Below are 18,405 nucleotides of genomic sequence, written 5' to 3'. Positions count from 1 at the left end.
TAGGCATATGCTGGCCCCAAAGCGCCGGCAGACGATTCGGCGCAGGTTTTACCAATAAAGGGGACAGCCTGATGAGCCCAGCCGAATTACACGCAGACAGCATCGTTATCGACGGGCTGATCATTGCCAAATGGAACCGCGAGCTGTTCGAGGACATGCGCAAGGGCGGCCTGACTGCGGCCAACTGCACGGTGTCGGTCTGGGAAGGCTTCCAGGCCACGGTCAACAACATTGCCGCCAGCCAGAAGCTGATCCGCGAGAACAGCGACCTGGTGATGCCGGTACGCACCACTGCCGACATTCGCAAGGCCAAGGAAGTGGGCAAGACCGGCATCCTCTTCGGCTTCCAGAACGCCCATGCTTTCGAAGACCAGATCGGCTATGTCGAGGTGTTCAAGCAGCTGGGCGTAGGCATCGTGCAGATGTGCTACAACACCCAGAACCTGGTCGGCACCGGCTGCTACGAGCGTGATGGCGGGCTGTCGGGCTTTGGCCGCGAGATCGTCGCCGAGATGAACCGCGTCGGGGTCATGTGCGACCTGTCCCATGTCGGTTCCAAGACCTCCGAAGAAGTCATCCTCGAATCGAAAAAACCGGTGTGCTACTCCCACTGCCTGCCTTCCGGGCTCAAGGAGCACCCGCGCAACAAATCCGATGAAGAGCTCAAATTCATTGCCGACCACGGCGGTTTCGTCGGCGTGACCATGTTCGCGCCGTTCCTGGCCAAGGGCATCGATTCGACCATCGATGACTACGCCGAAGCCATCGAATACACCATGAACATCGTTGGTGAAGACTCTATCGGTATCGGTACCGACTTCACCCAGGGCCACGGCCAGGACTTCTTCGAGTACCTGACCCACGACAAGGGCTACGCCCGGCGTCTGACCAACTTCGGCAAGATCATCAACCCGCTGGGCATCCGCACCGTGGGCGAATTCCCCAACCTCACCGAGACCCTGCTCAAGCGCGGCCATTCCGAGCGCGTGGTGCGCAAGATCATGGGCGAGAACTGGGTCAACGTGCTCAAGGATGTCTGGGGCGAATAAGCCGCCAGTAACCGTCTTCCGACCCCTGCCACAGGCGCAGGGGCAGCCAACCAAAATTTCTGGAGTTGAGTTTCCATGGCCAAGATCGCCCCGCAATTGCCTATCGAAGTCGACAGCGAAACCGGTGTCTGGACCAGCGATGCCCTGCCGATGCTGTACGTGCCACGGCATTTCTTCGTCAACAACCACATGGGGATCGAGGAAGTGCTGGGCGCCGACGCCTATGCCGAGATCCTCTACAAGGCCGGCTACAAGTCCGCCTGGCACTGGTGCGAGAAAGAAGCCGAATGTCATGGCCTGGAAGGCGTGGCGGTGTTCGAGCACTACATGAAGCGCCTGTCCCAGCGCGGCTGGGGCCTGTTCAAGATCCAGGACATCGACCTCGACAAGGGCACCGCCAGCGTCAAGCTCGAGCATTCGGCGTTCGTCTATGTGTACGGCAAGGTCGGGCGCAAGGTCGATTACATGTTTACCGGCTGGTTCGCCGGGGCCATGGACCAGATCCTGGCGGCCCGCGGCAGCACCATTCGCACGGTCGCCGAGCAGGTCTACGGCGGTTCGGAAGAAGGCCACGACGACGGCCTGTTCATCGTCAAGCCGTTGTAAGTCGAGGATCCCGCCATGGCTTTCGAAGCAATGTTCCAGCCGATCCAGATCGGCAAACTGACCATCCGCAACCGGGTACTGAGCACCGCGCACGCCGAGGTCTACGCCACCGACGGCGGCATGACCACCGAGCGCTACGTGAAGTACTACGAAGAGAAAGCCAAGGGCGGCATCGGCCTGGCCATTTGCGGTGGCTCCTCGGTGGTGGCGATCGACAGCCCGCAGGAATGGTGGGCCTCGGTGAACCTCTCGACCGACCGCATCATCCCGCACTTTCAGAACCTGGCTGATGCCATGCACAAGCATGGCGCCAAGATCATGATCCAGATTACCCACATGGGCCGCCGCTCGCGCTGGGATGGCTTCAACTGGCCAACCCTGATGTCGCCATCGGGGGTGCGCGAGCCGGTGCACCGTGCCACCTGCAAGACCATCGAGCCGGAGGAAATCTGGCGGGTAATCGGCAACTACGCGCAAGCCGCGCGTCGGGCCAAGGAAGGCGGCCTGGACGGCGTCGAGCTGTCGGCGGTGCACCAGCACATGATCGACCAGTTCTGGAGCCCGCGGGTCAATAAACGTACCGACGAATGGGGCGGTACCTTTGAAGGCCGAATGAAGTTCGGCCTGGAAGTGCTCAAGGCCGTGCGTGCCGAAGTGGGCCCGGATTTTTGCGTGGGCATGCGTATCTGCGGTGACGAATTCCACCCCGATGGCCTCAGCCACGAGGACATGAAGGAAATCGCCAAGTACTACGACGCCACCGGCATGCTGGATTTCTTCGGCGTGATCGGTTCGGGCTGCGACACCCACAACACCCTGGCCAACGTTATCCCCAACATGAGCTTCCCGCCCGAGCCGTTCCTGCACCTGGCGGCCGGCATCAAGGAAGTGGTCAAGGTTCCGGTGCTGCACGCGCAGAACATCAAGGACCCCAACCAGGCCACGCGCATCCTCGAAGGCGGCTATGTCGACATGGTCGGCATGACCCGCGCGCACATCGCCGACCCGCACCTGATCGCCAAGATCAAGATGGGCCAGATCGACCAGATCAAGCAGTGCGTCGGTGCCAACTACTGCATCGACCGCCAGTACCAGGGCCTGGATGTGCTGTGCATCCAGAACGCGGCAACCTCCCGTGAATACATGGGCGTGCCGCACATCATCGAGAAAAGCACCGGGCCCAAGCGCAAGGTGGTGGTGGTCGGCGCCGGGCCTGCGGGGATGGAAGCCGCTCGCGTGGCGGCCGAACGCGGCCATGACGTCACCCTGTTCGAGAAGAAAGACGCCATCGGCGGGCAGATCAGCATCGCTGCCAAGGCGCCGCAACGCGACCAGATCGCCGGTATCACCCGCTGGTATCAGCTGGAGCTGGCGCGCCTGAAGGTCGACCTGCGCCTGGGCACTGCGGCCGATATCGAGACCATCCAGGACCTGCGTGCGGACATTATCGTGCTGGCGGTGGGCGGCCATCCCTACATCGAGCAGAACGAACACTGGGGCGCCGCCGAAGGGCTGGTGGTCAGCAGCTGGGACGTGCTCGACGGCAAGGTGGCGCCGGGCAAGAACGTGCTGGTGTACGACACCATCTGCGAATTCACCGGCATGTCGGTGGCCGACTACATCGCCGACAAAGGCAGCCAGGTGGAGATCGTCACCGACGACATCAAGCCGGGCGTGGCCATCGGTGGCACGTCGTTCCCGACCTACTACCGCAGCATGTACCCCAAGGAAGTGATCATGACCGGCGACCTGATGCTGGAAAAGGTCTACCGCGAGGGCGACAAGCTGGTGGCGGTGCTGGAGAACGAATACACCGGCGCCAAAGAGGAGCGGGTGGTCGACCAGGTGGTGATCGAGAACGGCGTGCGGCCGGACGAGGCGCTGTACTACGGGCTCAAGGAAGGTTCGCGGAACAAGGGCCAGATCGATATCGAAGCCCTGTTCGCGATCAAGCCGCAGCCGATCCTCAGCCAACCGGGCGAAGGCTACCTGCTGTACCGCATCGGTGACTGCGTGGCGCAGCGCAATACACACGCGGCCATCTACGACGCCTTGCGCCTGTGCAAGGATTTCTGATCGACCGGCAACTGAATGCTGGTGTGTTACTACCCCTGTGGGAGCCGGCGTTGCCGGCGATGGGATCGACGCCGTGTCTGTTGTTGCGCGGTGTCTGCATCGCTGGCAAGGCCAGCTCCCACAGTGATCCCCTGGCAAGGCACTGAAGTGTCTTTTGGGAGCTTCCCATGTTGAACACCCTTATCCCCATCCTCCTGTTCGCCGCCCTGGGCCTTGCCGTCCTTGGCGCGCTGCGGCGCGTGCGGATGTGGCGCCAGGGTCGGCCGTCGAAGGTCGATCTGCTGGGCGGCCTGCTGGCCATGCCACGGCGCTATATGGTCGACCTGCACCACGTGGTCGCCCGCGACAAGTACATGGCCAACACCCACGTGGCCACGGCTGGCGGCTTCGTCCTGGCAGCGGTACTGGCGATCCTGGTGCATGGCTTTGGCCTGCATAACAAGATTCTTGGCTATGCCTTGCTGTTTGCCACCGTACTGATGTTTGCCGGTGCGCTGTTCGTCTACAAACGTCGCCTCAACCCGCCTTCACGGTTGTCGAAGGGCCCGTGGATGCGCCTGCCGAAAAGCCTGCTGGTGTTTGCCGTGAGCTTCTTCATCGCCACCTTGCCGGTGGCCGGGATTCTCCCTGAGGGCTTCGGCGGCTGGCTGCTGGTGGCGCTGCTGGGTATTGGCGTGCTGTGGGGCGTGTCCGAGCTGTTCTTCGGCATGACCTGGGGCGGGCCGATGAAGCACGCCTTCGCCGGTGCCCTGCACCTGGCCTGGCACCGGCGCGCCGAGCGCTTTGGCGGTGGTCGCTCGACCGGGCTCAAGCCCATCGATCTGGAAGATCCACAAGCCCTGCTCGGCGTGGAAAAGCCCAAGGACTTCACCTGGAACCAGCTGCTCGGTTTCGATGCCTGCGTGCAGTGCGGCAAATGTGAAGCGGTGTGCCCGGCCTTTGCTGCCGGTCAGCCGTTGAACCCGAAAAAACTTATCCAGGACATGGTCGTCGGCCTGGCCGGCGGCACCGATGCCAAGTTCGCTGGCAGCCCGTACCCTGGCAAACCGATCGGCGAGCATGGCGGCAACCCGCACCAGCCCATCGTCAACGGCCTGGTCGACGCCGAGACCCTGTGGTCGTGCACCACCTGCCGCGCCTGCGTCGAGGAGTGCCCGATGATGATCGAGCACGTCGATGCCATCGTCGACATGCGCCGTCACCTGACCCTGGAAAAAGGCGCGACGCCGAACAAGGGCGCCGAGGTGCTGGACAACCTGATCGCCACCGACAACCCCGGCGGTTTTGCTCCGGGCGGGCGGATGAACTGGGCGGCGGACCTCAACCTCAACCTGCTCGGCGACATCAAGACCGCCGAGGTGCTGTTCTGGGTCGGCGACGGTGCGTTTGACATGCGTAACCAGCGCACCCTGCGGGCGTTTGTCAAAGTGCTGAAAGCCGCGCAAGTGGACTTTGCCGTGCTCGGCCTGGAAGAGCGCGACAGCGGTGACGTGGCCCGGCGCCTGGGCGACGAAGCGACCTTCCAGCAACTGGCCAGGCGCAACATCCAGACCATGGCCAAGTACAACTTCAAGCGCATCGTCACCTGCGACCCGCACAGCTTCCATGTGCTCAAGAACGAGTACGGTGCCTTCGGCGGCAACTACCTGGTGCAGCACCACAGCACCTATATCGCCGAACTGATCGCCGCTGGCGCGCTCAACCTCGGCCAGCACAAGGGCGGTAGCGTGACCTATCACGACCCGTGCTACCTGGGTCGTTACAACGGCGAGTACGAGGCGCCGCGTGAAGTGCTGCGCGCCCTCGGTATCGAGGTCCAGGAGATGCAGCGTTCGGGCTTTCGCTCGCGCTGCTGCGGCGGTGGCGGCGGCGCGCCGATTACCGATATTCCTGGCAAGCAACGGATCCCCGACATGCGCATGGACGACATCCGCGAAACCGCTGCCGAGCTGGTGGCCGTGGGTTGTCCACAGTGCACGGCGATGCTCGAAGGCGTGGTCGAGCCGCGTCCGCTGATCAAGGACCTGGCGGAGCTGGTCGCCGACGCCATTCTCGAAGAACAGGCCCAGGCGAGCAAACCCGCCCCGGCAAAGCGTGAACCCGCGGAGGTGCACTGATGAGCGACATTATTCGCCGTGATCCGCGCGCCGAGTGGATCGCCCGCAACCGCCTGCACCCGCTGCACGCGGCCATGCAGCAGGGCCAACAGCACAGCTGGATGGGGCCCAACGGCATCATCCGCAAGAACCCCCATGGGGTCGGCTTCATCGGCCCCAACGGCATCAAGCGCATCGACCGCAGCGGCGCCCAGCAGGGCGGCAGCAGCAAGCGCACGGCAGCAGCGGCGGTGCAATTGCCGCTGCACCAGGTGGCGCAGCCGGCGTTCTACATCGCCGTGGTCCCGGACATGGTCGGCGGCCGCCTGGGCAGCCACGACCGCGACCTGCTGGGCCTGGCCCACAGCCTGGCCGGCAGCGACGGCGCAGTGCTGGCGGTGGTGTTTGGCGAACACAAGGAAAGCAACTTTTCCACAGCCGGCGTCGATCGCCTGCTGGTGATCGAAGGCGACGAGTTCGCAGGTTATGCGCCGGAGCAACTGGTGCAGGGGCTGCGCGCTGTGGATAACCAGTACAGCCCACGCCATTGGCTGCTGCCGGACAGTCGTACCGGTGGCGGCGAGCTGGGCCGGCGCTTTGCCGCGGCCATTGGCGAACGCCCGGCTACGCGCGTCTGGCAGGTCAAGGACGGGCAATGCAGCGGCCGCGCCGGCGCTGGCCAGCAGGACCTGATCCGCGGCCTGCCACGGTTGATCCTGGCGGCTGCCGAATGCGCGGAACCGGTCAGCGAAACTCGCCACGAAGCCTTGCCGGTGCAGTTATCCACAAGCGCTGTGCGCAGCTTGTCGCGAATTGAAGACCTCGGCCCTGTGGCCGTCGACCCGGCCGCCATTGCCATGGCCGAGGCCGAGTTCATCGTCTCGGGCGGCAACGGCGTCAAGGACTGGGACCTGTTCCACCGCGCCACCGTTGCGCTGGGCGCTACCGAAGGCGCTTCGCGGGTGGCCGTGGACGACGGCTTCATGCCGCGCAATCGCCAGGTCGGTGCTACCGGTACCTGGGTGACCGCGCGGGTTTATGTGGCTGTGGGTATTTCCGGGGCGATCCAGCACCTGCAGGGCATCGGGGCCTGCGACAAGGTGGTGGCGATCAACATGGACCCGGGCTGCGACATGATCAAGCGTGCCGACCTGTCGGTGATCGGCGACAGCGCGGCGATTCTCCAGGCGCTGATCGAGGCTGTGGAAAACTACCGCAACGACGCCAAGCGCGATGCGGCCTAAGGGCAGGGGATAACTATGCACACCAAGGTCATCAGTCTGGTTTCAATCGGTGCCCACCCCAGCTCCGGCCGCAGCCGCCGCGCCGAACAGGACGCCCGGGCGGTGGAACTGGGCCTGCAGCTGGCTGGGGATAACTTGCAGGTGCTGCATGCCGGCGACCCGCAGGAGCCGGCCTTGCGCGCCTACCTGGGCATGGGCCTGGAACACATTGACGTGCTGGAACAACCGCAAGGCGCCGATGCCCTGGGCGTACTGGGCGACTATCTGCGCGACGCCGGTGCGCAACTGGTACTTACCGGTAGCCAGGCGGAAACCGGCGAAGGCTCAGGGATGCTGCCATTCCTGCTGGCCGAGCGTCTGGGCTGGCCGCTGGTGGTGGGCCTTGCCGAAGTGGAGTCTATCCACAACGGCGTGGCCCAGGTCCTGCAGGCCCTGCCACGGGGCCAGCGGCGCCGCTTGAAGGTGCGCCTGCCGTTGCTCGCCACTGTGGATAACGCCGCGCCCAAGCCGCGCCAGAGCGCGTTTGGCCCGGCGCGGCGTGGGGTGTTGGCCGCGCGCCAGGTGGCAATCATCGAAGACGAGTTATTCACAAGTGCCGAACTGCAACCGGCCAAGCCACGGCCCAAGCGCCTCAAAGTGATCAAGGCCAAGAGCGGCGCCGACCGCATGAAAGCCGCCACCGCCAAGGCCAGTGGCGGCGGTGGGCAAGTACTCAAGGACGTCAGCCCTCAGGACGGTGCACAAGCCATCCTCAAGCTGCTGGTGGAAGAGGGTGTGCTGCGCTGACAGTTGCTCACAAAGTCTGTTGGCCGATCTGTGGATAAAGTGTTTGTGCATGGCTGGAGGGCACGCATTGCGTGCCCTTCGGCGTTATGGTCAAAAAATGATCAGGCTAAGTTGCGGATTTTTCGAGGTTTTCTTCCCTGGCCGGCGATGAGTTTGCCCACAATCGCTGTTGGCGGGTCTGTGGATAATATGTTCGCCCATGGCTGAGAGGCCCGTGGGGCAAGGGCTGCGCACGGTTGATCAAAAAACACTCAATTGTGTCATTTTTACTTGTACAGGCCCAGTGTTTCGGCTTCTCGAAGCGTTATCCACAAGGGTTTTTCGGGGCTTGGACTTTTGCACACAAAGTCTGTTGGCGTCTCTGTGGATAAGGTGTTCGCCTTCCGCTGTGAGCCTTGTATTTAAAGGCGCGCAGAGAATTGATCAAATATTGACCAATAAAATTTAGCGGGAAAAACAACGACTTGCCCACATTAGCTGTGGGCTGTCCTGTGGATAAAGTGTTTGCTGTGTTGACGGGCCCAGTGGGGCCGGGGGATTGCGGTAGGTGGTCAAATTTTGTACAGGCTGGTACGGCCCCATCGCTGGCAAGGCCAGCTCCCACAGGGTTTGCAGGTATACACACCACCTGTGGGAGCCGGCCTTGCCGGCGATGGGCCGCAAAGCGGCCCCGCTTTACTGCGCAGCCACACCCTTGAGGTAAGGCGCCGGTGCCGCCCCCAGGTTGCTCAGTATCCGCTCGCTGTACCAATCGACAAAGTTCACCACACCAAACTCGTAGGTCTTCGAATAAGGCCCCGGCTGGTACGCCGTCGAGTTGATCCCGCGCTGGTTCTCTTCCGCCAGGCGCCGGTCCTGGTCGTTGGTGGCATCCCACACCTGGCGCATGCGCGCCGGGTCGTAGTCGACACCTTCAACCGCATCCTTGTGCACCAGCCACTTGGTCGTGACCATGGTCTCTTGCGCACTGATTGGCCACACGGTGAAGACGATGATGTGATCGCCCATGCAGTGGTTCCAGGAGTGCGGCAGGTGCAGGATGCGCATCGAGCCCAGGTCCGGGTTCTTGATCCGGCCCATGAGCTTCTGGCAGCCCTGCTTGCCGTCCAGGGTCATCGACACCGTGCCCTTGAGCAGCGGCATGCGCACGATGCGGTTGCGCAGGCCGAAACTGGCGTGGGCGTAGGGGATCTTCTCGGCGTCCCAGGCGGCGGCCGAGGCGGCGACGTGGTCCTTGAACGCCTGGTCGGCGCGCGGGTCGGTGACGTCGTCCCACTCCAGGAGGGTTTTCAGCAATTCAGGGTGCGAACCGCTGCAGTGGTAGCACTCGCGGTTGTTTTCCAGCACCAGCTTCCAGTTTGCCTTTTCCATCAAGGTGGTTTGCACCGCCACCTTGGTGTTCTCCATGTCGTAGGGTTCCATGTAGTGGGTCAGGGTGGCGAGGAAGTCATCGATGGCTGGCGGGTTCTCGGCCAGGCTGATGAAAATGTAGCCACCGGCGGTCTTCACGTTCACAGGCTTGAGCCCGTACTGCTTCATGTCGAAGTCGGCGCCCATCTCGGTACCGGCGAACAGCAGGCGCCCGTCCAGCTCGTAGGTCCACTGGTGGTAATGGCAGACCAGCTTGGCGACCTTGCCCTTGTCGCTGGTGCACAGGCGCGAACCGCGATGGCGGCAGACGTTGTGGAAGGCATGCACCTGGCCTTCGGCACCGCGCACCACCAGGATCGGGTTCTTGCCGATCTGCAGGGTGATGAAGTTGCCCTTGGTCGGGATTTCGCAGGTCATCCCGGCGATCAGCCATTCCTTCTGGAAAATTTCTTCCATGTCGATCTGGAACAGGCGCTCGTCGCAGTAGAACGGCTGTGGCAGCGAGAAGGTCCGCTCGCGGCTCTGCAGCATCTCGGCGGTGGCCTTGCGTGCAGGTTCCAGTGGATCGCCCAGACTCAAAGTTGCGGTGACGTCCATCGTGTAGGTCCTCATGGCCAGTGCTTGTGGCCGGTGAAAGTGGCTAATCGTTGTTATGGCGACGCAAGGCACAAATACAGCAGGATCATTTGCGATGGAGTGTGCGTTCGAAGAGCGCTTGAACCATATCCATGGGCGACATGATCAGATCCGTTTCCGACGCGCCAGCCCCTGTAGCCGGGGGCTGGTCGCGATAAGCACGCCAATGTCGCGGATGGGTAAGTGTTGCCTGCGCGGCTTAAGCAGAATCGCAGCCATCAGGCCGCAGTCGGCCGTGGAGACGAGCATGTCCAACAGCTTCCTCAATCCGGTCAGCACCCAGACCTGGGCCAACGGCCGCCACATCGTCCGTTGCGTCAAGGTGATCCAGGAAACCTGGGATGTGCGCACCTTCTGCTTCATGGCCGACCAGCCGATCATGTTCTTCTTCAAGCCCGGGCAGTTCGTCACCCTGGAGCTGGAGATCGACGGCGAGCCGATCATGCGCTCCTACACCATCTCCAGCTCTCCGTCGGTGCCCTACAGCTTCTCGGTGACCATCAAGCGCGTGCCCGGCGGCAAGGTCTCCAACTGGCTGCACGACACCCTGCACGAAGGCCAGGAGCTGGCGGTGCACGGCCCGGTGGGGCTGTTCAACGCCATGGATTTCCCCAGCCCCAAGGTGCTGTACCTGAGTGGCGGCGTCGGTATCACCCCGGTGATGTCCATGGCCCGCTGGTTCTACGACACCAACGGCAATGTCGACATGGTCTTCGTCCACAGTGCGCGCTCACCGAAAGACATCATCTATCACCGCGAGTTGGAGCACATGGCCTCGCGGATCGACAACTTCAGCCTGCACATCATTTGCGAGAAGCATGGCCTGGGCGAGCCCTGGGCGGGCTACCGCGGCTACCTGAACCAGAAGCTGATGGAGTTGATCGCCCCCGACTACATGGAGCGGGAGATCTTCTGCTGCGGCCCGACGCCGTACATGAACGCGGTCAAGCGCCTGCTGGAAAGCAGCGGCTACGACATGAGCCGCTACCATGAGGAGTCGTTCGGCGCGACCCCGGCCGAGGTCAAGGCCGATGCTGTGGAACACGCCGAACAGGCCGCCGAAGCCGCCGAGGTGGACGCCGGCGACCTGCACCAGGTGGAATTCACCGCTACCGGCAAGAGTATCCGCGTGGCCCCGGGCGAGACTGTGCACGCGGCGGCGGCCAAGCTCGGGCTGATGATCCCCAAGGCTTGTGGCATGGGCATCTGCGGCACCTGCAAGGTGCTCAAGCTGGGCGGGGAAGTGGAGATGGAGCACAACGGCGGCATCACCGATGAAGACGTCGCCGAAGGCTATATCCTTTCGTGCTGCAGCGTACCGAAAGGGGATGTGCGGATCGAGTACTGAGTAGCGACTTGACCCGCGATGCGTTTGCGTTACACGCTGAAACGTGCCACCAGCCCGCTCAGGTCCACCGCCAGGCGCGACAGTTCGGCGCTGGCCGCGCTGGTCTGGTGGGCGCCGGTGGCCGACTGCACCGACAGGTCGTTGATGTTGACCAGGTTGCGGTCCACTTCGCGGGCGACCTGGGCCTGCTCTTCGGCCGCGCTGGCGATCACCAGGTTGCGCTCGTTGATTTCGGCGACCGCACCGGTGATGGTTTCCAGCGCCAGGCCGGCGCCACGGGCGATGTTCAGGGTCGACTCGGCGCGTTCGGTGCTGTTGCGCATGGAGTTGACCGCCTGCTCGGTGCCGCCCTGGATGCTGCCGATCATCCGTTCGATTTCGCTGGTCGACTGCTGGGTACGGTGGGCCAGGGCACGCACTTCGTCGGCCACCACGGCAAAGCCACGGCCGGCTTCACCGGCACGGGCCGCTTCGATGGCGGCGTTCAGGGCCAGCAGGTTGGTCTGGTCGGCCAGGCCGCGAATCACGTCGAGCACCTTGCCGATATCGCGCGACTCTTCCGCCAGATTGCCGATCAGTTCGGCGGTGCCTTGCACGTCGGTGCTCATGCGCTCGATGGCGCTGACGGTTTCCATCACCAGGTCACGGCCGTCACCGGCCGAGCGGGTGGCTTCCTTGGAGGCTTCCGAGGTGCTCACGGCATTGCGTGCCACTTCTTCCACGGCGCTGGTCATCTCGGTGACGGCGGTGGCGGCCTGTTCGATTTCGTTGTTCTGCTGCTGCAGGCCACGGGCGCTTTCGTCGGTGACGCTGTTCAGCTCTTCAGCCGCCGACGCCAGCTGGGTGGCGGAGCCGGAAATCTGCTGCAGGGTATCGCGCAGCTTGTTCTGCATCTTGGCCATGGCCTTGAGCAGGCGCGCGGCTTCGTCCTGGCCTTCGGCCTGGATGCTGCGGGTCAGGTCGCCCTCGGCGATGCGTTCGGCCGCCTGCAGGGCTTCGTCGATCGGCTTGACGATGCTGCGGGTCAGCAGCAGGGCACAGATCAGGGTCAGGGCAGTGGCAGCCAGCAGCAAGCCGATCACCAGGGCAACAGCGTTGGAATACTGGTCGGCGGCGGTGCGGTTGATCTCGCTGGTTTGCTCGGTGTTGATGCTGATCAATTGATCCATGACGCTGTTGATCTGCTCGGAGCTGTCGAGCATGTCGCGGTTGATCAGGTTGCGCAGGGTCTCCAGGTCATTGTTCTGCGACGCCAGGCGCATGCGGTTTTCCAGCTGGCGGTACTGGCCCAGCAGCTGCACGTACTGGTTGTAGGCAGAGCGCTCCTGGTTGCCGGAGATCAGCGGCTCGTACACCCGGCGCGCTTCGTCGATCTGCTGGTTGCGCTGGTCGATCAGCTTGAGGGTGGCCTGCAGGGTGCCGGCTTCGCGGTTGAGCAGCAGGCGGTACGACAAGGTGCGCAGGCGCAGGGTCAGCTGGGTCAACTGGTCGAGGTTGGTGATGCTCGGCACCGTCGAGGTTTCGATGGTTTCGCCGGCCTGGCGAATCTTGCTCATCTGGTTCAGGGCAAACAGACCCAGGGCCAGCATCAGCGCACCGATCAGAGCAAAGCCCAGAAGCGCGCGCGGGGCGATATTCATGTTGCGTAGGGACATGGTGGTATCCAGGAGGGGAAAGGGCACGTTATCCGTGCGGCAGATTCAGGACTGCCATGCCTATCGGTCGGCCGGGAAAAGACTTGAGCGGGCGAAGATGAAATTGTGAGGCAGCTAACTTTTTTCCTGACCGGTGGTAGACAAAACGGGGAACCGCAGGGCTATCGGTGGGTCAATCTGCACCAGGCCGAAGCGTCTAAACCCGATATCCCTGGCGAGCACGCGGACTTTTCTTTATCGTGTGCGCCCCCTGAAACACCCCGAGAAGGCAATCATGTTGGAAACTTCCCTTAGTCAACTGGAGCAACTGGTCAGCGACCTGGTGCAGAAGAATCAGGAACTGACCGAGCGCAACGCGCAGATCAGTGCCGAACTGGCCCAGGCCAAAGATGAAAACGACAGCCTGCAACTGAGCCTGCTGGAGCAGGAAGAAAAACAGGGCGCCACCGCCGCGCGCATCCAGGCCCTGGTTGAGCGTGCCAGCGTTGGTACCGTGAACGCATGAAAACCTCAGCGCAGCCGATCAATGTCGTGTCGATCCTCGGCAGCGATTATTCGATCAAGGCCCCCGAAGGCCAGGAGCAAGCGCTGGCGCAAGCGGTGCAGATGCTCAACGCCTCGCTGGCCGATACCAAGCGTAAGTACCCGACCCTGATCGGTGACAAGCTGCTGGTACTGGCAGCCCTCAACCTGTGCTCGCAGCAGATCGAACTGCAACAGCAGCACCAGCAGGCCCTCGACCGTTACCAAGAGCAAGTCAACGCCACGGTCGATGTGATTGCCCGGACCATCAGCAACAGCTGAACGCGTCCAAGCCCCCGCTACATCCTTTTGCCAGCTCACCACCTTCGGGAGGGTGGGCCGGCTTTGCTGTGGATCAGATTGTATTTCCTGTTGTATACAATTGGCCTGTCTCTTGCACTACAGGGCTTATTTACCCAGGGGAAATACATGCAGTTCTGGCGGCGCAGTATCCAGTGGCAATTGATCGCAAGCATGGGCGCAGCGCTGTTGCTGAGCATTCTGATCGTGGTCGGCATCTATAGCGTGGCGGTCAATCGCCTGACCGAGCGTTACCTGGTCGACACCGCCTTGCCGGCGAGCATTGAGGCGATTCGTAACGACATCGAGCGCATGCTTGGCCGACCGTTGACGGCGGCGGCCGACATTGCCAACAACACGTTGCTGCGCGATTGGCTGGCGGCAGGGGAAGACAGCGCCCAGGCGCCGCAATTTATCGAGTACCTCGAAGCCCTGCGCAAACAGAACCATGCCTTTACCGCGTTGTTTGCCGCTACAGCGAGCAACCACTATTACAACGAGAAAGGCCTGGACCGCACCCTCAGCCGCAGCAACCCGGCGGACAAGTGGTTTTTCGGCTTTATCGACAGTGGCAACCCGCGCCTGCTGAACATCGACACCGACGGCAGCACCGGCGAACTGGCACTGTTCATCGACTATCGGGTGGAGAAAGCCGGGCAACTGGTGGGTATCGCCGGGCTTGGCCTGCGTATGACCGAACTCTCCGAATTGATCCACAACTTCAGCTTCGGCGAACGTGGGCGGGTGATGCTGGTGCGCGGCGACGGTTTGATCCAGGTGCATCCGCAGTCGGCGTTCAGCGGTAAGCAGCAGCTCGCCGAGCAGATCGGCGGCGAGGCTGCCAAGGTGGTCCTGAGCCGTGAACAGGGCCTGCACAGCAGCCGCTTCGAGCGCGATGGCGAGGGCTACCTGGCCCTCAGCCTACCGCTGCGTGACCTCAACTGGACCCTGGTCGCCGAGGTGCCAGAAGCACAGATCTATGCCCAGGTACGTGAGACCGTCTGGCTGACCAGCCTGATTGGTGCAGCGGTCGCGCTGGTATCGCTGTTGCTGGTGGTGCTGCTGGCCCGCGGCATCGTCCGCCCCATCCGGCGTGTGACGGGGGCCTTGATGGCCATCGGCAATGGCGGCGGCGACCTGACCCAGCGCCTGGACGAAAACCGCGCAGACGAGCTGGGCGACCTGGCCCGTGGCTTCAACCGCTTTCTCGACAGCCAGCGTGACCTGATTGGCGAAGTGCTGAACACCAGCGAACGCTTGCGCGCGTCGGTAGCGCAAGTGACGCAAGTGGTAGAGAACACCGCCGAACGTTCCGACCGCCAGCAGGAAATGACCGAAATGGTCGCCACTGCCGTGCATGAGATGGGCCTGACCGTGCAGGACATTGCGCAGAACGCCGGTAACGCTGCCGTGGCGTCGGAAACCGCGCGCACCGAAGCGCTGCAGGCCCGCGAAGTGGTGCGCCGCTCGATTGCCCATATCGAGGGCATGTCCAGCGAGATTGGCCAGGCGGCGAGTGCAGTGGGTGAGCTGGCCACGGAAGTGGCGTCGATCGACGAAGTGCTGGCGGTGATCCGCAGCATCTCCGAGCAGACCAACCTGCTGGCGCTCAACGCCGCCATCGAGGCGGCGCGGGCGGGTGAGATGGGCCGTGGCTTTGCCGTGGTCGCCGATGAAGTACGGACCCTGGCGCGGCGCACCCAGGTGTCCACCGATCAAGTGCAGCAGATGATCCTGCGCCTCAAGCATGGCGCGGGCAGTGCGGTCGCATCGATGCAGGCCGGCCAGGCGGCAACCGGCACGGGCGTGGAGTCGAGCCAGCAGACCGGCGCTTCGCTGGGCACGATCACCGATCAGGTCGAACACATCAGTGACATGAACCATCAGGTGGCGACGGCGACCGAACAGCAGTCGGCGGTGACGGAGGAGATCAATCGCACCGTGCAGGGGATTTCCGACCTGGCGCGGGAAACGGCAGTGGATGTGCAGGGCTGTCGGCAGGAGTGTCAGGCGTTACGCGGCTTGGCCGATGATCTGGCGCGGCAGATGGGTGGGTTCAGACTTTAAATCGGGGGTGAGTTCATCGCTGGCAAGCCAGCTCCCACAAGTAAGGTGCATGCAGTACCTGTGGGAGCCGGCTTGCCGGCGATGGCGTCATCAGGCGCCCATTGCCGCCCGGATATCCGCCGCCAGCTCACGTACCCGCGCTTCTTCGGTGTCCCACGAGCACATGAACCGCGCGCCACCGCTACCGATAAAGGTATAGAAACGCCAGCCCTTGTTGCGCAAGGCTTCCAGCGCCGGTTCCGACATCTGCAGGAACACCCCGTTGGCCTCCACCGGGAACATCAGCTCAACTCCTGGCACATCGCGCACCAGCTCGCAGAGCAATTGCGCGCAGCGGTTGGCATGCACGCCATGGCGCAGCCAGGCGCCGTCTTCCAGCAGGCCGACCCAGGGCGCCGACAGGAAGCGCATCTTCGACGCCAGTTGCCCGGCCTGCTTGCAACGGTAGTCGAAGTCTTCGGCCAGCTGGCGGTTGAAGAACAGGATCGCCTCGCCCACCGCCATGCCGTTCTTGGTGCCGCCAAAGCACAGCACATCGACCCCGGCTTTCCAGGTCAGCTCGGCCGGGCTGCAGCCAAGGTACGCGCAGGCGTTGCTGAAGCGCGCGCCGTCCATGTGCAGGTTCAGGCCCAACTCCTTGCAGGTGGCGCTGATGGCCTTGAGCTCTTCCGGACGGTAGACGCTGCCGACCTCGGTGGCCTGGGTGATGGTCACCACGCGCGGCTTGGGATAGTGGATGTCCTGGCGCTTGAGCGCCACTTCGCGGATCGACTCGGGGGTCAGCTTACCGGCTTCGCTGCGCGCGGTGAGCAACTTGGAGCCGTTGGAGAAGAACTCCGGGGCGCCGCATTCGTCTGTTTCGACGTGGGCGGTCTCCGAGCAGATCACGCTGTGATAGCTCTGGCACAGGGACGACAGCGCCAGCGAGTTGGCCGCGGTGCCGTTGAAGGCGAAGAACACTTCGCAGTCGGTTTCAAACAGTTTGCGGAAATACTCCGAGGCGCGTGCCGTCCATTGGTCGTCGCCGTAGGCGCGCTCATGGCCCTGGTTGGCTTTTTCCATGGCGGCCCAGGCTTCCGGGCAGATACCTGAATAGTTGTCGCTGGCGAATTGCTGGCTTTTATCTGGCATGACACTGTCCTGTGAACGACGCAGGTGAGCACTCTAAACCAAGTTCCGGGTGGCCGCCTATCGCTGGCAAGCCAGCTCCCACAGTGACCGTGTGGGAGCCGGCTTGCCAGCGATGCAGGCGACATCGGCCCCCATGTCGTAAACGCACCTTTGTGTGGCGTCCGTAGGCATCTGGGCTGTCTGCGTCGGTCATACCATCGCTGAAAAGGGCAATTGCCCGACAAGAACCGATGCCGCTGCCGGGAGAAACTGCGATGTTCAGCAAGCAAGACCAGATCCAGGGTTACGACGATGCACTGCTGGCGGCGATCAATGCCGAAGAGCAACGCCAGGAAGATCACATCGAGCTGATCGCCTCGGAAAACTACACCAGCAAGCGTGTCATGCAGGCCCAGGGCAGCGGCCTGACCAACAAATACGCCGAGGGCTACCCCGGCAAGCGCTACTACGGCGGTTGCGAGCATGTGGATAAAGTCGAGCAACTGGCCATCGACCGCGCCAAGCAGCTGTTCGGCGCCGATTACGCCAACGTCCAGCCACACTCCGGCTCCTCGGCCAACAGCGCCGTGTACCTGGCCCTGTTGCAGGCCGGCGACACCATTCTGGGCATGAGCCTGGCCCACGGCGGGCACCTGACCCACGGCGCCAAGGTGTCGTCCTCGGGCAAGCTGTACAACGCCGTGCAGTACGGCATCGACACCAAGACGGGCCTGATCGATTACGACGAAGTCGAGCGCCTGGCGGTGGAGAGCAAACCGAAGATGATCGTCGCCGGGTTCTCGGCCTACTCGAAAACCCTCGATTTCCCACGCTTCCGTCAGATCGCCGACAAGGTCGGTGCCTACCTGTTCGTCGACATGGCCCACGTCGCCGGTCTGGTCGCCGCCGGGCTGTACCCGAACCCGCTGCCGTACGCCGACGTGGTCACCACTACCACCCACAAGACCCTGCGCGGTCCGCGTGGCGGCCTGATCCTGGCGCGCAGCAACGAAGAGATCGAGAAAAAGCTCAACGCCGCAGTGTTCCCCGGCGCCCAGGGCGGCCCGTTGATGCATGTGATCGCCGCCAAGGCGGTGTGCTTCAAGGAAGCGCTGGAGCCTGGCTTCAAGACCTATCAGCAGCAGGTGATCGACAACGCCCAGGCCATGGCCGAGGTGTTCATCAAGCGCGGCTATGACGTGGTCTCCGGTGGTACCGATAACCACCTGTTCCTGGTCAGCCTGATCCGCCAGGGCCTGACCGGCAAAGATGCCGACGCCGCCCTGGGCCGCGCCCACATTACCGTCAACAAGAACGCCGTACCCAACGACCCGCAGTCGCCGTTCGTCACCTCCGGCCTGCGTATCGGCACCCCGGCGGTCACCAGCCGCGGCTTCAAGGTCAGCCAGTGCGTGGAGCTGGCCGGCTGGATCTGCGACATCCTCGATAACCTCGGCGATGCCGATGTCGAGGCCGATGTTGCGAAGAACGTGTCGGCACTTTGTGCAGATTTTCCGGTTTATCGCTGAGTGGTCCAGG

Annotated in this window: 14 protein-coding genes and 1 pseudogene; 12 read left to right on the top strand and 3 right to left on the bottom strand. The window is 63.1% G+C overall.

Translation table 11 applies throughout. From position 1 onward, the window contains the following. Nucleotides 1–71 precede the first annotated feature (71 nt). The 6 genes from LOY45_RS24830 to etfB all read left to right on the top strand — a co-directional run bounded on the left by LOY45_RS24830 (nucleotide 72) and on the right by etfB (nucleotide 7,857). Nucleotides 72–1,049, top strand: a complete 978-nt coding sequence (locus tag LOY45_RS24830; protein ID WP_254282549.1) for a dipeptidase — start codon at nucleotides 72–74, stop codon at nucleotides 1,047–1,049. Nucleotides 1,050–1,124: 75 nt separating this feature from the next. Beyond that, complete coding sequence (locus LOY45_RS24825) at nucleotides 1,125–1,655, top strand: DUF5943 domain-containing protein (protein WP_134061231.1); 531 nt, start codon at nucleotides 1,125–1,127, stop codon at nucleotides 1,653–1,655. Nucleotides 1,656–1,670: 15 nt separating this feature from the next. After that, nucleotides 1,671–3,731, top strand: coding sequence for a dimethylglycine demethylation protein DgcA (gene dgcA / locus LOY45_RS24820; protein ID WP_134061232.1), 2,061 nt, complete (start codon nucleotides 1,671–1,673; stop codon nucleotides 3,729–3,731). 167 nt (nucleotides 3,732–3,898) lie between these two features. Further along, nucleotides 3,899–5,848 carry a dimethylglycine demethylation protein DgcB gene (dgcB, locus tag LOY45_RS24815; protein WP_258578507.1) on the top strand — a complete coding sequence of 650 codons (1,950 nt, stop codon included), beginning with the start codon at nucleotides 3,899–3,901 and terminating at the stop codon, nucleotides 5,846–5,848. After that, nucleotides 5,848–7,071 carry an electron transfer flavoprotein subunit alpha gene (gene etfA / locus LOY45_RS24810; protein ID WP_258578506.1) on the top strand — a complete coding sequence of 408 codons (1,224 nt, stop codon included), beginning with the start codon at nucleotides 5,848–5,850 and terminating at the stop codon, nucleotides 7,069–7,071. Before dgcB ends, etfA begins: the two co-directional genes overlap by 1 nt. 15 nt (nucleotides 7,072–7,086) lie before the next feature. Then, nucleotides 7,087–7,857, top strand: a complete 771-nt coding sequence (etfB, locus tag LOY45_RS24805) for an electron transfer flavoprotein subunit beta (protein WP_115084933.1) — start codon at nucleotides 7,087–7,089, stop codon at nucleotides 7,855–7,857. 675 nt (nucleotides 7,858–8,532) lie between these two features. Here etfB and gbcA read toward each other — a convergent pair. Then, a complete protein-coding gene (gbcA, locus tag LOY45_RS24800; RefSeq protein WP_258578505.1) occupies nucleotides 8,533–9,825 on the bottom strand; it encodes a glycine-betaine demethylase subunit GbcA in 1,293 nt (430 codons plus the stop codon). A 286-nt stretch (nucleotides 9,826–10,111) separates the two neighbouring features. On the opposite strand from gbcA, the gene gbcB reads away from it, so the two are divergent. After that, entirely contained in the window at nucleotides 10,112–11,212 is a 1,101-nt protein-coding gene (gene gbcB / locus LOY45_RS24795; RefSeq protein ID WP_134061234.1) for a glycine-betaine demethylase subunit GbcB, read from the top strand. A 29-nt stretch (nucleotides 11,213–11,241) separates the two neighbouring features. Here gbcB and LOY45_RS24790 read toward each other — a convergent pair whose 3' ends face one another. Further along, the gene (locus LOY45_RS24790; protein ID WP_115084936.1) at nucleotides 11,242–12,867 is read right to left on the bottom strand and encodes a methyl-accepting chemotaxis protein; all 1,626 of its coding nucleotides are present in this window, start codon (nucleotides 12,865–12,867) and stop codon (nucleotides 11,242–11,244) included. A 274-nt stretch (nucleotides 12,868–13,141) separates the two neighbouring features. Between LOY45_RS24790 and LOY45_RS24785 the strand changes: the two genes are divergently transcribed. The 4 genes and pseudogenes from LOY45_RS24785 to LOY45_RS27095 all read left to right on the top strand — a co-directional run bounded on the left by LOY45_RS24785 (nucleotide 13,142) and on the right by LOY45_RS27095 (nucleotide 15,756). Next, entirely contained in the window at nucleotides 13,142–13,372 is a 231-nt protein-coding gene (locus LOY45_RS24785; protein ID WP_010221350.1) for a hypothetical protein, read from the top strand. Then, nucleotides 13,369–13,671: a cell division protein ZapA gene (locus LOY45_RS24780; protein WP_038998322.1), complete on the top strand. Its 303-nt coding sequence runs from the start codon at nucleotides 13,369–13,371 to the stop codon at nucleotides 13,669–13,671. Before LOY45_RS24785 ends, LOY45_RS24780 begins: the two co-directional genes overlap by 4 nt. Before the next feature lie 147 nt (nucleotides 13,672–13,818). Continuing rightward, nucleotides 13,819–14,895 (top strand): annotated as a pseudogene (locus tag LOY45_RS27100) (cache domain-containing protein); the annotation flags it as partial. 123 nt (nucleotides 14,896–15,018) lie between these two features. Further along, a complete protein-coding gene (locus LOY45_RS27095; protein WP_420832730.1) occupies nucleotides 15,019–15,756 on the top strand; it encodes a methyl-accepting chemotaxis protein in 738 nt (245 codons plus the stop codon). 90 nt (nucleotides 15,757–15,846) lie between these two features. Here the strand turns inward: LOY45_RS27095 and LOY45_RS24770 are convergent, their stop codons facing one another. After that, nucleotides 15,847–16,887, bottom strand: a complete 1,041-nt coding sequence (locus LOY45_RS24770; RefSeq protein WP_115084938.1) for a threonine aldolase family protein — start codon at nucleotides 16,885–16,887, stop codon at nucleotides 15,847–15,849. Between the two features lie 254 nt (nucleotides 16,888–17,141). On the opposite strand from LOY45_RS24770, the gene glyA reads away from it, so the two are divergent. Continuing rightward, nucleotides 17,142–18,395, top strand: coding sequence for a serine hydroxymethyltransferase (gene glyA, locus LOY45_RS24765; protein ID WP_115084939.1), 1,254 nt, complete (start codon nucleotides 17,142–17,144; stop codon nucleotides 18,393–18,395). Nucleotides 18,396–18,405: the final 10 nt, after the last annotated feature.

The organism is Pseudomonas wadenswilerensis, from assembly GCF_024749185.1.
GTDB lineage: Bacteria > Pseudomonadota > Gammaproteobacteria > Pseudomonadales > Pseudomonadaceae > Aquipseudomonas > Aquipseudomonas wadenswilerensis.
The sequence above is the reverse complement of the archived record's forward strand: the minus strand, read 5'-3'. Positions and strand labels throughout refer to the sequence as shown.

What these genes read in the sequence shown, in the direction of transcription:
- etfA (WP_258578506.1), top strand. Translation starts at nt 5,848, where the DNA reads ATGAGCGACATTATTCGCCGTGATCCGCGCGCCGAGTGGATCGCCCGC.
- LOY45_RS27095 (WP_420832730.1), top strand. Translation starts at nt 15,019, where the DNA reads ATGACCGAAATGGTCGCCACTGCCGTGCATGAGATGGGCCTGACCGTG.
- LOY45_RS24785 (WP_010221350.1), top strand. Translation starts at nt 13,142, where the DNA reads ATGTTGGAAACTTCCCTTAGTCAACTGGAGCAACTGGTCAGCGACCTG.
- dgcA (WP_134061232.1), top strand. Translation starts at nt 1,671, where the DNA reads ATGGCTTTCGAAGCAATGTTCCAGCCGATCCAGATCGGCAAACTGACC.
- glyA (WP_115084939.1), top strand. Translation starts at nt 17,142, where the DNA reads ATGTTCAGCAAGCAAGACCAGATCCAGGGTTACGACGATGCACTGCTG.
- LOY45_RS24770 (WP_115084938.1), bottom strand. Translation starts at nt 16,887, where the DNA reads ATGCCAGATAAAAGCCAGCAATTCGCCAGCGACAACTATTCAGGTATC.
- gbcB (WP_134061234.1), top strand. Translation starts at nt 10,112, where the DNA reads ATGTCCAACAGCTTCCTCAATCCGGTCAGCACCCAGACCTGGGCCAAC.
- LOY45_RS24825 (WP_134061231.1), top strand. Translation starts at nt 1,125, where the DNA reads ATGGCCAAGATCGCCCCGCAATTGCCTATCGAAGTCGACAGCGAAACC.
- dgcB (WP_258578507.1), top strand. Translation starts at nt 3,899, where the DNA reads ATGTTGAACACCCTTATCCCCATCCTCCTGTTCGCCGCCCTGGGCCTT.
- LOY45_RS24790 (WP_115084936.1), bottom strand. Translation starts at nt 12,867, where the DNA reads ATGTCCCTACGCAACATGAATATCGCCCCGCGCGCGCTTCTGGGCTTT.
- LOY45_RS24780 (WP_038998322.1), top strand. Translation starts at nt 13,369, where the DNA reads ATGAAAACCTCAGCGCAGCCGATCAATGTCGTGTCGATCCTCGGCAGC.
- gbcA (WP_258578505.1), bottom strand. Translation starts at nt 9,825, where the DNA reads ATGGACGTCACCGCAACTTTGAGTCTGGGCGATCCACTGGAACCTGCA.
- LOY45_RS24830 (WP_254282549.1), top strand. Translation starts at nt 72, where the DNA reads ATGAGCCCAGCCGAATTACACGCAGACAGCATCGTTATCGACGGGCTG.
- etfB (WP_115084933.1), top strand. Translation starts at nt 7,087, where the DNA reads ATGCACACCAAGGTCATCAGTCTGGTTTCAATCGGTGCCCACCCCAGC.